Origin of the sequence: Rhodococcus sp. ACT016, assembly GCF_050477185.1 — a bacterium.
Classification (GTDB): Bacteria; Actinomycetota; Actinomycetes; order Mycobacteriales; family Mycobacteriaceae; genus Prescottella.
In genome coordinates this window covers 5,732,761-5,747,251 of sequence record NZ_JBEAET010000001.1, presented here as the reverse complement: position 1 = coordinate 5,747,251, position 14,491 = coordinate 5,732,761, and the positions used below count along the sequence as shown (strand labels likewise).

Here is a 14,491-nt window from a genome sequence, read left to right as displayed (position 1 = left end):
AGGAGCACCGTGAACGAACCGACCTCACTTGCCCACATGCTTCGAGAGTGGGCACACAAGTCTCCCGATGCGAACGCTGTCGCCGTCGGCTCCGGTCCTGCACTGACCTTCGGGCAGTTGCACGAGCGGACGAGCAGATTCGCCAATGCCCTACTCGCGCTGGGAGCGTCGCCCGGCGATCGCGTCGCCTTCCTCGGCCGGGATCCCGAGTCCTGGGTGACCGCCCTCGTCGGCGCCTCGAAGGTGCGTGCCGCGGGTATCGCGTTGAACTGGAGACTCGCGCAGCGCGAGGTGCGCGAGCTCGTCGAGGATGCCGCGCCTGTTGTCACGGTGTGCGAGGCGTCGATGTTGCCGCTGCTCGGGCTGCCGGCCGGGGACGTCGGCGCGGTCTATGCCGTCGCGGGCACCGAGGCAATCGAGTTGGAAGCCTGGCTCGCGCCACACTCGGCGCAGGACACCGGCATCGATCCGGTCGATGCCGACGTCGCCTTCATCTTCTACACGTCGGGGACCACCGGCCGACCGAAGGGTGTCCAGCTCACCAACGCCAACATCGCGGCGAATCTGGCGAAGCGGACGCCCTTCGACATCGGGTGTGACGACGTGTTGTTCATCCCGTCACCCCTGTTCCACATCTCCGGCACCGGGTTCTTCTTCCTGTGCCTGTCGAAGGGAGCGACAGCACTCTTCGCAACCGACATCGTCCCGTCGGACATCCTTCGACTCATCAATTCAGCCGGGATCACATACGCGGCAATGGTTCCCGCGGTGATCCAGATGCTGGTACGCGACCCGGCGATCGCCGGAATGTCGTTTCCGACCCTCGAGATGATCATCTACGGCGGCTCCCCCATATCGACGACCCTCATGAAGGAGGCGCGCGCCGCATTCGACTCCGCCCTGGCCCAGTGCTACGGGATGACGGAGACCAACGGACCCATTTCGTTCCTGTGGCCGGCCGATCACTCCGCCGATGCTCCCGAACACCGCCTGGCCTCGTCGGGACGGCCGGTGGAAGGCATCGAGGTGGGTGTCTTCGACCCCGTGACCGACGAACCGTCGGCAGCACACGAGGTCGGTGAGGTCCGGACGAGAAGCGATCTCGTCATGCTCGGCTATCGCAACCGCCCCGAGGAACAGGCCGCAGCCTTCACCCCGGACAACTGGTTCCGCACGGGCGACGCCGGATACTTCGACGACGACGGCTATCTCTACATCACGGACCGCATCAAGGACATGGTCGTCTCCGGCGGAGAGAACATCTTCCCGGCCGAGGTCGAAAACGTGCTCATGTCACATCCCGCGGTCGCCGAGGCCGCGGTCATCGGCGTACCGAGCGAGCGATGGGGGGAGACAGTCCGGGCAATCGTCGTCGCACGCCCGGGCGCCGAAGTCGATCCCGCCGAACTGATTGCCTTCACGCGCGAGCATCTCGCACATTACAAGTGCCCCACCGGGGTGGATGTCGTGGATGCTCTTCCGAGAAATGCAACGGGAAAAGTCCAGAAAGTCGCGCTACGCAAGCAATACTGGCCAGTGGGCGGCCGACAGGTCAACTGAACCGACACCAACCACGGACCGAATCTGATGTTAGAGTCAGATTCGGTCCGTGGTGTGTGCGATGGGCGCCCGTCCGGATCGACTGCTGTTCGACAGAAGGGGGATGCGCCGGTGAACACACAGGCCAAGCCGACGGTGCGGGGTCGCGAGACCCTGGCCGCCATCGAGAGCGCCGCACGGCGGGTGATCTCACGCAAGGGCTACCTGGCGATGACAGTCGCCGACATCGCCAACGAGGCAGGCCGATCGACCGCGTCGTTCTACAACTACTACGACTCCAAGGAAGCCCTGCTCTCACACTGGGCCGAGCAGTTCCGTGTGGAGGCACGGGAGCGAGCTCTCGAGGCGTTCACTCACGGCAGGACCAACCGCGAGCGCATCGAGTTGTGGACCCGCGCCCACTGGATGACGTACCGGGAAAGGCTCGCCGAGATGGTCGGCGTCTTCCAACTGGCAATGGTGAACGACACTTTCGCCGCGTTCTGGCAGGAGCTGTGCGACGAACTCGTCGACGCGGTCTCCGAAACAGTGCGGCGCGCGCAGAAGGAAGGCTACTGCCCCGGCGTCAACCCGCGAATGACCGGATCTGCGATCGTCGCGATGCTGAACCAGTTCTGCTACGACCAACTCGCCAACGGTGTCGACCCGGAGACCGTCGACGACGACGCCGCGGTGTCGACGATGGCCTCCATCTGGTACCGGTCCATCTATTGGAAGGACTGATCCGCGGGACGTCGGTGCAGACCGAACTCGGGTGTGCGCTTGCTCTGGAACGCCCGCACTCCCTCCGCGAAATCAGCGGAAGCGAGCAACTCGAGTTGTCCGGCGCGCTCTCGCGCGAACGCACGCTCGAGCTCCGTGAGCGCCGAATCGTTGACCGCCGCCTTCGTGAGCCGGTAGGCACGCTGCGGCCCCGACGCGAGTCGGACCGTAAGTGCGCGTACCTCTTCCGCGAAGTCCGCACCGGGGTGCACGGAAGCGATCAACCCTAGATCCGCCGCCTGCGCAGCCGAAATCCTCTCAGCGAGCATTGCCATGCGCATGGCCCTTGCCCGCCCGACCGAGGCCGCGACCAGCGCGGTGGCGCCACCGTCGGGCATCAGGCCGATCCGCGTGAACGCGAGCATGAAGTAGGCGGACTCGGAGGCGACGGCCAAATCGCAAGAGAGCGCGAGCGATACACCGACGCCGACCGCGGCGCCGTCGACCGAGCCGATCACGGGAGCCGGGAAGGTCCGCACCGCCGCCACCGCGCGGTTGGCAGCGTCGATCGTATCCGCAGAGGGCGGCTCCGAGAAATCACCGACGGCCGATAGGTCTGCGCCACTGCAGAAGACACCTGCGGCACCGGACAGCACCGCGACGCGCACAGCTGGATCGTGGGCGTGCCGCTCGAAGGAATCGGCCACCTCCGCGAGTGTCCGCGCGGTCACCGCGTTCATGACGGACGGTCGGTCGATGGTGACCGTCAGGACCCCTCCGTCGAGTTCCGTTACGACGTCACGATCGATTGTCGTGCTCATGGCCGATCTCCTCACGATCCTTGATGAAATCCAGATTCCGGGAACGGATTCCGGAGATGGCGCGCCCACAGCCGACGTGCGGCACGGGCGGCCACGCCCGCGGTCGCACGACGACTTGGGCTGCGCGGGAAAAGCATTGGCGTTGACCGCCCGTCGTCCTCATGGTAGCTATTTAGCGAGCGTTAAGTAAGTAGCTGGCAGAACTTATCAGGGAGGGCCGCATGGCCGACGAGCCGACCGTCACCGAACCCGCTGCGCTGTACGAACGTCGTGGCGGCGTCGCGATCATCACTCTCAACCGTCCGCGGGCCCTGAACGCGGTCGACGCGGCACTCTCCACCGCTGTCGGCACGCTGCTCGAGCAGGCCGACACCGACGACGAGGTGCGGGTCGTCGTCATCACCGGCGCAGGCCGCGCCTTCTGCGCAGGAGCGGATCTCAAGGCACTGGGGGCCGGCTCATCGCTCGACGCCGACGGGCATCCCGAGTGGGGCTTCGCCGGCTACACCCAGCACTGGGTCGACAAGCCGACGATTGCCGCGGTCAACGGTTTCGCACTCGGCGGTGGCACCGAACTCGTCCTGGCCTCGGACCTTGCCGTCGTCGACGAACACGCGCAGCTGGGTCTGCCCGAGGTCACACGCGGGCTGTTCGCGGCCGCCGGCGGCGTCATTCGCATGCAGCAGCAGATCCCCCGCAAGATAGCCCTCGAACTCACTTTCACGGGAGAGCCCGTCACTGCGGCCCGTGCGCTCGAGCTGGGCCTGATCAACCGGGTCGCGCCCGCCGGAACCACCCTCGAACTCGCACTCGAACTCGCCGACAAGATTGCTGCGAACGCGCCACTGGCCGTGCGCGAGTCGAAGTCCATGATCCACCGCACCGCCGCCTACTCCGACTGGGAGCAGGAAGTGTGGGACCGAAACGCCACCGCCATGAAGATCGTTTTCAGTAGCGGCGATGCGCAGGAGGGGCCGAAGGCCTTCGCCGAGAAGCGCACACCGGTCTGGCAGGGCCGTTGACCTTCACTGACGTCACTCACGCGTGAATTGCGCACCGCTCCAATCGCTCTCCGCCACCACGCAGATCTCCGTTCTCGGAAAGGAACACCCATGACGAACGCCGTCATCGTCGACGCGGTCCGCCTCGCATCTGGAAAGGGGAAGCCCGGCGGCGCCCTCGCCGGCACCCATCCCGTGGAACTGCTCGCTCATGTCCTGCGCTCGATCGTCGACCGCAACGACCTCGACCCCGGCCTCGTCGACGACGTCATCGGTGGCTGCGTCCAACAGGTCGGTGAACAAGCCCTCAACATCACCCGCACCGCGCTGCTGTCGGCCGGCTTCCCGGACTCGGTTCCCGCCACCACCATCGACCGCCAGTGCGGCTCGAGCCAGCAGGCAGCGCACTTCGCCGCGCAGGGCGTCATCGCCGGCGCCTACGACATCGTCATCGCGTGCGGTGTCGAATCGATGAGCCGGATTCCCATGGGTACGTCGCCCGTCGGCCAGGACCCGGCGGGCCCCGTAATCACCGCCCGATACCCGGAAGGCCTGATCCATCAAGGTATCTCGGCCGAACTGATCGCCGCGAAATGGAAGCTCGACCGTGAGGCGCTCGACGCGTACTCTGCGACGTCACACCGCCGCGCCGCGGCCGCGATCGACTCGGGATTCTTCGACGCCGAGATCGTCCCGATCGACGTCGTGAACTCTGCCGGCGACACGGCCGTGCACACCGTCGACGAGACCGTGCGCGGGACGACCACGGCAGACGGTCTCGCGGGGCTACGCCCGTCGTTCCGCACCGACGCTCACGCGCAACGCTTCCCGGAGGCCGGGTGGCACATCACGCCCGGCAACTCGTCCCCGCTGACCGACGGCGCCTCCGCCGTCCTCATCATGAGCGAGGGCATGGCCACCAAACTGGGACTGACACCCCGTGCGCGGTTCCACTCCTTCGCCGTCGCCGGCGACGACCCCATGTTCATGCTCACCGCCCCCATCCCCGCGACTCGGAAGGTCCTCGCGAAGTCCGGACTCTCGATCGCCGACCTCGACGCGTACGAGGTCAACGAGGCGTTCGCGCCTGTCCCGTTGATGTGGGCCCACGAGTTCGGTGCCGACCCCGCCAGGCTCAACCCCCGCGGCGGTGCAATCGCGCTCGGGCACGCCCTCGGCTCCTCAGGGACCCGTCTACTCACCACGCTCGTCAACCACCTCGAGTCCACTGGGGGCCGCTACGGCCTGCAGACCATGTGCGAGGGCGCGGGCATGGCCAACGCCACCATCATCGAACGACTCTGAACCGGGAGCCACCGTGATTTCGACTGCCTTCACCGAGATGTTCGGGGTTCGGCACCCCATCGTGCAGGGCGGGATGCAGTGGGTCGGCCGGGCCGAACTCGTCGCGGCCGTCGCGAACGCCGGCGCTCTCGGGATGGTTACCGCGCTGACGCAACCCACTCCCGACGCCCTCGCCGCCGAGATCGAACGGACGCGGGAACTCACCGATCAGCCCTTCGGCGTGAATCTGACGATCCTGCCGGCGATAAACCCGCCGCCCTACGACGAGTACCGCCAGGTGATCGTCGAGTCGGGTGTCAAGATCGTCGAGACCGCGGGTTCGAATCCGGGACCACATCTACCGGACTTCCACGCCGCCGGTGTGAAGGTGATTCACAAGTGCACCAGTGTTCGACATGCCGTCAAGGCCCAGGATGCCGGCGTCGACGCCATCAGCATCGACGGCTTCGAGTGTGCCGGCCACCCGGGAGAGGACGACGTCCCGGGTCTGGTCCTGATCGCCGCGGCCGCGGCACGGCTGACGGTTCCCATCCTCGCCTCCGGCGGCTTTGCGGACGGTCGCGGGCTCGTCGCAGCACTCGCACTCGGCGCCGACGGGATCAACATGGGCACCCGGTTTTTGTGCACCCAGGAAGCACCCGTGCATCGCCGGGTCAAGGAGGCGATCGTCAACGCCTCCGAGACCGAAACCGAGTTGATCTTCCGGCCACTCCGCAACACCGCGCGGGTCGCAAGCAACACCGTCAGTCGCGAGGTCGTCGAAATCCTCGCGGGTGGTGGACGATTCGAGGATGTCCGTGAACTGGTCGCCGGCGTGCGCGGCCGCAAGGTCTTCGAATCCGGCGACCTCGACGCGGGGATCTGGACGGTCGGCACCGCGCAAGGGCTCATCGACGACATCCCACCGGTCCGGGAACTCGTCGACCGCATCATCGCCGACGCAGAGTCCGTCGTCGGCGAGCGCCTCCACGCCATGACGACTCGCGTCGACGCCTGACCCCACGAGGAGAGACAATGCACCGCAAGTACTTCGAAGAAGACCACGAGGCGTACCGCGAGACGGTGCGCGAGTTCCTGTCCCGGGAGATCGAGCCGCACTACGAGCGCTGGGAGGCCGACCGCCTGATCGACCGCTCGGCCTGGCTGGCTGCAGGAAAGTCGGGAATTGTCGGGATCGCGGTCCCGGAGGAGTTCGGCGGATCCGGCGTCACCGATTACCGCTTCCGGCACGTCGTCGCGGAGGAGATCGCGCGGACCGCAACGACGTCGTTGGGGGCGGGACTCAGTTTGCAGGACGACATCGTGCTCCCGTACTTCGTGAACCTGGGCACCGTGGAGCAGAAGCAGCGGTGGTTGCCCGGCATGGCCACGGGTGAGCTGATCGGGGCCATCGCGATGACCGAACCCGGCGCCGGTAGCGATCTCCAGGGCATCAGGACCAGTGCCGTCCGGGACGGCGACGAGTGGGTGATCAACGGTCAGAAGACGTTCATCACGAGTGGCATCCACGCCGATGTCGTGATCGTCGTGTGCCGGACCGATGCCGATGCCGGGTCGAGGGGCTATTCACTGATCGTCGTGGAACGCGGCACACCGGGCTTCAGCCGAGGACGAAAGCTCCACAAGGTCGGCCTCGCCGCCCAGGACACCGCGGAACTGGTGTTCGAGGACGTCCGGGTGCCGGCCGGCAACCTGCTCGGCACCGAGGGCCGTGGGTTCATCCATCTCATGGAGAACCTACCGACGGAACGCCTGTCCATCGCGGTGCACGCGATCGCCGCGGCACGGGCCGCCTACACCTGGACCAAGGACTACGCGTTCGAACGTCGAGCCTTCGGCAGACCGATCGGAGACCTCCAGAACACGCGGTTCGAGCTGGCCGAGATGCTCACCGAGATCGAGGTCACCGAGTCGCACATCGACCGCTGTGTCCTCGCCCTGAACGCGGGCGAACTGACCGCGGTCGACGCATCCAAGGCCAAGTGGTGGGCCAGCGAACTGCAGAAGCGCGTCGTCGACCGCTGTGTCCAGCTGCACGGCGGCTACGGCTACATGATGGAGTACCCGATCGGCCGCGCCTACGTCGACTCGCGCATTCAGACCATCTACGGCGGCACCACCGAGATCATGAAGGAGATCATCGGTCGTGACATCGCAGCGGAGTTCGCGTGAACGGTTGCCCGATCACGCGTCCGTGACCTCGTTCAGCCGTCCGACCGCGAAGTCGCGCCTGCCAGTGCATCGGCCACGGTCGGGTAGACCCCGACGGCTGCCCCCTCCTCCGCAGACTTTCGGAGAGTGTCCCGGAACTGCCCGATATCGCGAGCGACACGCAGTGCAATTCCACGGTCCGACAGCGTGTTCCGTAGCTGCACCAGCATCTCCGCGGCCGTCACGTCCACGTACGGCGACGTCTCGGCGTCGAGCACCACCATGCGGGTCTCATCGGTGCACAGTTCCTCGATCCGCGCCTTCACGTGGTCGCAGTTGGCGAAGAACAGCCCCGCTTCCACTCGGATGACGACGACGTCGGGACGGGTCGGCAGTTCGGGGTGCCGTTCGGCGTCGACCCACAGGGTGCCTTGCTTGGCGAGCGCCGCGACATGGGGGCGGGAGGCCCGGTAGAGCAGCAGCAGCATCGACACCCCGATCCCGATGACCAGTCCGGGCAGGGTGTCGAAGAACAGGACGCCGGCCATCGCCGCGATCGCCGCGGAGAAGTCGGCGCGGGCGGCGTGCCCGTAGATGCGGCCGAGTCGCTCGGTCCACACGTTGTACAGCCGCCGCAGCGCCGCGATGTCGACGAGTTCGATGACGGCCGCGATAACCACGGCAGCGAGCGTCGCCTCGGGCAACTTTTCGAACAGCCCGGTCAGGAACAGCAGCGTCAGAATCGTCAAGGCCGCCACGACGAGCCCGCTGACCTGGGATTTGGCGCCCGCGCCACCGTTGACGGCGGTCTTGGACAGGCTGCCGTTGACCACCATCCCCGACGCGAGTCCGGCGCCGAGGTTCGACGCACCCAGGCCCATGAGTTCCCGATTGGCGTCCACCTCGTACCCCGCCTTCGCGGCATATGTCTTGGCGGCCCCGAGGCCCTCCGCGAAACCGATCAGCAGTACGCCGACCGCCGGGCCGAGCAGGTCCACGTAATCGTCGAAGCCGACGCCGCCGGGCAGGCCGAGGGACGGTAGTCCGGCGTCGATGTGCCCGACGATCGCCACACCCTTGTCGTCCAGGCTGAACAGTGCGACCGCCGCGATGCCGAGCAGCACCGCGAGCAGCGATCCCGGTATCAGCGGTAACCACCGTTTGAATCCGAGCACCACGACCAGGCTCAGCACGCCGACGAGCAGTGTGCGCCAATCGGTATCGCCGAGTTGTCGGATCACACCCCAGGCCTGCTCGAAGAAGTTGCCGCCGGTCTTCTCGACGCCGAACAGCTTGGGTACCTGGCCGATCACGATCGTCAGTGCGAGTCCGACGATGAAGCCCTTGAGTACCGGTTCGGAGATGAACGACGCGACGAATCCGAGACGGATCAGGCCGGCGAGCAGACCCACCAACCCCGTCGCGATCGCCAGCACCGCCGAGAGCGCGATGTACTTGCCCCCGTCCGCTCCCGCCAACGGTGCGACGATCGCGGCCGACAGTGCGGCGGTCGCCGACATCGGTCCTACCACCAGGTGTCGCGAACTTCCCACCGCCGCATACAGAATCAGCGAAGGAACCGCGGCATACAGGCCGACCACCGGGGGCACTCCGGCGATGGTCGCATAGGCGAGTGCCTCGGGCACGAGCACCGCCCACACCGTGAGTCCGGCGATGACGTCAGGCCTCAACCAGCCGCGCCGATAGTTCTGCAGCGAGGCGAACACGGGCCAGTTCCGAGTCGTGGTCGTCACCACGCCATCGTGTCCCGGACCGGAGTGTCCGATCTTCACACGCGGCGGGTGAAGCCAGATCTCGCGCTCGCGCCGAACATGACGACAACGAGACGAATCTTCGCAACACGGAGGAGCGGCATGGCCAGAGAATTCAAGGGTGTCATCAACCTCGACGTCCGGGACTCGACGTCCGACTGGGATGCCTTCCTGCCGAACAAGGCACCCCAGGGCGCGCCCAACGTGTTGGTGGTCCTCTACGACGACACCGGAATGGCCGCGTGGTCGCCCTACGGGGGCCGGATCAACATGCCGACGATGGACCGCCTCGCCGAGAACGGGCTCACGTACACGCAGTGGCACACCACCGCGCTGTGTTCGCCCACCCGTTCCACCTTCCTGACGGGGCGCAACCACCATCTCAACGGGTTCGCCTCCATCTCGGAGTCGTCCACCGGCTTCCCCGGCTACAACTCGCACATCCCACCGTCGAACGTCACGATGGCGCACCTGCTGCGCGACGCCGGATGGTCGACGTTCTGGGTGGGCAAGAACCACAACGTGCCGATCGACGAGTGGACGGCCGGCGCCTCGAAGAAGAACTGGCCGCTCGCGCAGGGCTACGACCGCTTCTACGGCTTCATCGGTGGCGAGACCAACAACTGGTTCCCTTCCCTGGCCGAGGACAACCGCTACATCGATCAGCCCTACTCCCCCGACGAGGGCTACCACCTGTCCAAGGATCTCGCCGACCAGGCGCTCAAGATGATCCGCGACGTCAAGCAGACGGAGCCGGAGAAGCCCTGGTACCTGTGGTTCTGCCCGGGCGCGAACCACGCCCCACACCACGCCCCGCAGGAGTACATCGACAAGTACAAGGGCATGTTCAACGACGGCTACGAGGCGTACCGCGAATGGGTCCTCGCCCGGATGATCGAGCGCGGCATCCTGCCCGCGGACACCGATCTGACACCGCTGAACCCGATGCCCGACGGCACGTTCTCGCCCACGGACGAGGTGCGACCGTGGGACGAGCTCAACGACGAAGAGAAGCACATGTTCAGCCGCATGGCCGAGGTGTACGCCGGCTTCTCCGAGTACACCGACGCCCAGGTCGGGCGGATCGTCGACTACCTCGAGGAGTCCGGCCAGCTCGACAACACGCTGATCGTCTACTGCGCCGACAACGGCGCCTCCGGTGAGGGCAGCCCGAACGGATCGGTGAACGAGGGCAAGATCTTCGGCGGGTATCCCGACGACGAGGCCGAAAACCTGCGGTTGGTCGACAAGCTCGGCAGCCCCGACACCTACAACCACTACCCGACCGGTTGGGCGGCGGCGTTCTCCACGCCGTACAAGATGTTCAAGCGCTACACCTACCAGGGCGGCGTCTGTGATCCGTTGGTCATCCACTGGCCGGCCGGCATGAAGGCGCGCGGCGAGATTCGCCACCAGTACCACCACAGCACCGACATCGTACCGACGATCCTCGAGGCCTGCGGCGTCGCGTTCCCCGACACCTACAACGGTGTCGAACAGACCCCACTTTCGGGAGTCTCGATGAAGTACTCGTTCGACGCACCGGCCGACGGTCCCACGACCAAGGAGACGCAGTACTACGAGATGTTCGGCCAGCGCGGCCTGTGGCACAAGGGGTGGAAGGCCGTCTCCGTGCACGGTCCGGTGTCGGGCATGAGCAACTTCGACAAGGACGAGTGGGAACTGTTCCACGCGGACGTCGACCGCGCCGAGGCCCACAACCTGGCCGCCGAGCACCCCGACAAGCTCGAGGAGCTCAAGGCGCTGTGGATGCGGGAGGCGAAGGCGAACAACGTGCTGCCGCTGAATGATCTGCAGATCATCGGCAACCCCAAGGACTTCGAAACCTTCATCGGGATGGAGTTCCACCAGCCGGTGCCGCCGAGCGGGCAGTACATCTACTACCCCGGCACGAGCGAAGTGCCGGAGCGCTCCGCGGCCAACGTGCACGGCGTCTCCTACAAGGTCCTCGCGGAGGTCGACCTCACGCCCGATTCGCAGGGCGTGATCTTCGCGCACGGTTCACGATTCGGTGGCCATTCGCTGTTCATCAAGGACGGCATCGTCACCTACGCGTACAACTTCCTCGGCATTCCGCCCGAAGACCGCATTTCGGCGCCCGTGCCGACGTCGGGCAAGCACATCATCGGCGTCGAGTTCGTCAAGGAAGGCATGGGGCCGAACCGTGAGGGCGTCGGCCCGCTCAAGTTGTACATCGACGACGAGCAGGTCGGCGAACAGAAGATCCGCACTGTCCTGGGCCATTTCTCGCTCTGCGGTGAGGGTCTGTGCATCGGCTACGACAGCGCGGATCCCGTGTCGAGCGCATATCCCGAGCCACGCTTCGAGTTCCGCGGTGGTGAGATCCGAAAGGTCGTGTTCGACGTCGCCGACGACGCGTACATCGACATCGAAGGTCACCTTGCGGCCGCAATGTCGAGAGACTGAGCGAGTTCGACCCGCACGAACCGCCTGCACGGGTTAAGCTCCCGCTGCAGGCGGTTCGTCCGTTCCATCCGGTCCAGAACTCGTTATGTGGGGAGGCATGTCGGGTGTCGATCACGCAAGACGGGAGTTACGCTGCGGGCGCAGATGTTCCAGTGTTCCGCAGCGATCGTGTCGTGTCGCGGGTGCGCTTGCTCGACACAATCGACAGGGCTCTCACCGATCCAGCAAACTGCATGTCCATCGTACTGGTATGCGCGCCAGCAGGTTCCGGTAAGACGACATTTCTCGCGGACTGGGCGAACCGCGCACGCGGGAGACCCGAGCATCCGGTGGTCGCGTGGACGACCATCGTCGACAACGACGACGGTCCACCCACTCTGCATGCGGAACTGGTTCGCGCGCTCGAGAACACCGACCATCCAGGAATCGTGCGAAGATGCCGAATTCTACCGAAACCTTCAGCTGAACAACGACTTCCAGTCGTGCAGGCACTACTGGAACTCGACGAACCCGTGTGGCTCGTCCTGGACGATGCACACCTACTTCACGACCCGGACGAACTGGCCGATCTGGAAGAACTCCTCAGGGCCCCACCGGAACACCTCCGCGTCATCGTCTGCGGGCGCTTCGAACCCCCTCTCGCCTTCCAGAAACTCCGACTCGAGGGCCGCGTCACGGATGTCACCTTCGACGATCTGGCGTTCACGGCCGCGGAAGCATCGGTCATGCTCGGCGAGCACGACGTCTCGCTCGCCCCCGTCGATCTCCTGGCTCTGATGGAACGCACCGAAGGCTGGGCGGCTGGAATCCGACTCGCCGGCATGTCGCTTGCCGGACATCCTGATCCGACGTCCCTGATCGAGAACTTCACCGGGTGCCGCCGCGCCGTCGCCGACTATCTGATCGAGCAGGTCCTCGCCGGTCAGAGCGTAGAGATCCGGCAATTCCTGATCAAGACGTCGGTGCCGTCGACGTTCACCGCTGCACTGGCCGAGGAACTCACCGGGTGCGCCGACGCCCATGCGATCATCGACCAACTCGAGCACCGGAACTTCCTCATCAGTCGAATCGAGAGCTATCCCACCCAGTTCCGATATCACCCGTTGCTGCGCAGCTACCTCCGCGCCGAGATCAGCAGACTCGGCCACCGCGCGGTCATGGAACTCGAGCACGTCGCTGCGCGGTGGTATGCCGAGTTCGGCGAGGCGCTGTTGTCACTGGAGCACGGCATCATCGCCGGCAATGTCGCCGATGTGGAGTCCGTGCTCGAAGAATCGGGCCTGGCACTGGTCCTCGACGGTCACGGGGAGTCCGTCGAGCGCCTCATCGCCCAGGCACCCCGTTCCATCCGGGAGCGGACGATCGCCGGCCTCGTACGTGCAGCGGCACACCTGCAATCGGACAACCCGACGGTCGCCGCGTCGCTGCTCGAGTCCGTCGACACGGCCGAGGACGGGGCATCTGTCAGCGCAACGCTGCTCGAGCAAGCTCTGCGCGTACAGGTCTCCATCCACACCGGAGACATCGCGTGCACGGTCGACGGTGCGGCCGTCGAGGATCCGGGCTTGTCGGGCGATCCCGCTCTGGATTCGTTCACGGCCCTCCAACGCGGGCGCCGACAGCTGTATCTCGGTCATCTCGGCCCCGCCGAGGAAGACCTGCGCCGAGCGCGCGCGCATGCACGCGAGATCGAGTCCACGCGTGTCGAGGCTCAGGCGTCGTCGGCGCTCGGCGTCGTGGCACTGTGTCGAGGTCAGCTCGGTGAGGCACAGGCGTTGGCCTCCCACAGCCGCTCGACGACCTTGGATGCCGACCCGCACGCATCGACGGACACGCGTCGGGCGCTGCTGCTCGAAGCGGTGTGCCACTACCTGCGGAACGACATCGCCCGCGCCGTCGATCTCACCTCCGCAGCCGACGTGGGCGGCACCGACACCTACCTGTCCCGCGAGAGCGCCCTCACCGCAGCACTGTTCGGGGTCGATCTCGCCGAGGATCGGCGTGCCGCGGTCTCGGCCCTGCATACGGCCACCGTCACCGGGCGCGCGGCGCCCCTTCCGCCCGGGGTACTCGCGGCCTTCCTCCCATCGATCCAGTTCGCCTTCCTCCACATCGGGGAAACGACCTGGGCTCGTGAACTGTTCGGCGGCGCATCGAAGATACTCGGCCACACCGGTGACATCGCGCTCCTCGAGGCGATCCTGCACCTGTGCGCCAACCAGCTCGAGCGGGCACGGACCCTGCTGCGCCCCGTACTCGACGGCGAATTGCCGTGCGCGGCCGCTACCAACATGGTGACGGCGTGGCTCGTCGAGGCCGAGGTGGCCCGACGCCGCGCCCACGATTCGCGTGCCCACGACGCTCTCGTCGAGGCCCTTCGCCTCGCCGAACCCGAGGGCGTCCTGCGTCCCTTCCACGACACGACTTCCGCAACACGGGAATTGTTGTCCGCCAGTCGTGGTCGGTTCGGTGCGAGGGACTCCTTCGCCGATCTGGTGTGGGCGTCCTTCCCGAAGACGACCGTCACCACTGCCGAGCAGCTCACCCGTCGCGAGATGGAGTTGCTTGCGGAGCTGCCCACGTGGCGGACAGCCGAGGAGATCGCCGCCGACCTGTGTGTGTCGGTCAACACGGTCAAAACCCATCTGCGTGGCATCTATCGCAAGCTCGGTGTCACCACGCGGCGTGACGCGGTCACCGCTGCCCAAGACCACGGGCTCCTCTGAGGGCT

General features: G+C 66.2%; 10 protein-coding genes. 8 read left to right on the top strand and 2 right to left on the bottom strand.

Annotated features, from left to right (window positions below; all coding sequences use genetic code 11):
• Positions 1-9 precede the first annotated feature (9 nt).
• Both ACQ5DX_RS26310 and ACQ5DX_RS26305 read left to right on the top strand, forming a co-directional pair.
• On the top strand, positions 10-1,560 hold the full coding sequence (locus ACQ5DX_RS26310; protein ID WP_430335400.1) for an AMP-binding protein: 1,551 nt from the start codon (positions 10-12) through the stop codon (positions 1,558-1,560).
• 111 nt (positions 1,561-1,671) lie between these two features.
• Positions 1,672-2,283, top strand: a complete 612-nt coding sequence (locus ACQ5DX_RS26305; RefSeq protein WP_430335399.1) for a TetR/AcrR family transcriptional regulator — start codon at positions 1,672-1,674, stop codon at positions 2,281-2,283.
• On the opposite strand, the gene ACQ5DX_RS26300 is transcribed toward ACQ5DX_RS26305, so the two are convergent.
• Complete coding sequence (locus ACQ5DX_RS26300; RefSeq protein ID WP_430335398.1) at positions 2,268-3,083, bottom strand: enoyl-CoA hydratase; 816 nt, start codon at positions 3,081-3,083, stop codon at positions 2,268-2,270. The genes ACQ5DX_RS26305 and ACQ5DX_RS26300 overlap by 16 nt on opposite strands.
• Positions 3,084-3,304: 221 nt before the next feature.
• On the opposite strand from ACQ5DX_RS26300, the gene ACQ5DX_RS26295 reads away from it, so the two are divergent.
• From ACQ5DX_RS26295 to ACQ5DX_RS26280, 4 genes are all read left to right on the top strand, one after another.
• Positions 3,305-4,105: a crotonase/enoyl-CoA hydratase family protein gene (locus ACQ5DX_RS26295; RefSeq protein WP_430335397.1), complete on the top strand. Its 801-nt coding sequence runs from the start codon at positions 3,305-3,307 to the stop codon at positions 4,103-4,105.
• A 90-nt stretch (positions 4,106-4,195) separates the two neighbouring features.
• Complete coding sequence (locus tag ACQ5DX_RS26290; RefSeq protein WP_430335396.1) at positions 4,196-5,389, top strand: thiolase family protein; 1,194 nt, start codon at positions 4,196-4,198, stop codon at positions 5,387-5,389.
• A gap of 13 nt (positions 5,390-5,402) precedes the next feature.
• On the top strand, positions 5,403-6,386 hold the full coding sequence (locus ACQ5DX_RS26285) for an NAD(P)H-dependent flavin oxidoreductase (RefSeq protein ID WP_430335395.1): 984 nt from the start codon (positions 5,403-5,405) through the stop codon (positions 6,384-6,386).
• A gap of 17 nt (positions 6,387-6,403) precedes the next feature.
• Positions 6,404-7,561, top strand: a complete 1,158-nt coding sequence (locus tag ACQ5DX_RS26280) for an acyl-CoA dehydrogenase family protein (RefSeq protein ID WP_430335394.1) — start codon at positions 6,404-6,406, stop codon at positions 7,559-7,561.
• A 32-nt stretch (positions 7,562-7,593) separates the two neighbouring features.
• Here ACQ5DX_RS26280 and ACQ5DX_RS26275 read toward each other — a convergent pair whose 3' ends face one another.
• The gene (locus tag ACQ5DX_RS26275; RefSeq protein ID WP_430335393.1) at positions 7,594-9,294 is read right to left on the bottom strand and encodes a SulP family inorganic anion transporter; all 1,701 of its coding nucleotides are present in this window, start codon (positions 9,292-9,294) and stop codon (positions 7,594-7,596) included.
• A gap of 120 nt (positions 9,295-9,414) precedes the next feature.
• Here ACQ5DX_RS26275 and ACQ5DX_RS26270 point away from each other — a divergent pair, with 120 nt between their 5' ends.
• Both ACQ5DX_RS26270 and ACQ5DX_RS26265 read left to right on the top strand, forming a co-directional pair.
• The gene (locus ACQ5DX_RS26270) at positions 9,415-11,760 is read left to right on the top strand and encodes an arylsulfatase (protein ID WP_430335392.1); all 2,346 of its coding nucleotides are present in this window, start codon (positions 9,415-9,417) and stop codon (positions 11,758-11,760) included.
• A gap of 104 nt (positions 11,761-11,864) precedes the next feature.
• Positions 11,865-14,486 (top strand): LuxR C-terminal-related transcriptional regulator, encoded by a 2,622-nt coding sequence (locus tag ACQ5DX_RS26265; protein ID WP_430335391.1) that lies wholly within the window; start codon positions 11,865-11,867, stop codon positions 14,484-14,486.
• Positions 14,487-14,491 lie beyond the last annotated feature (5 nt).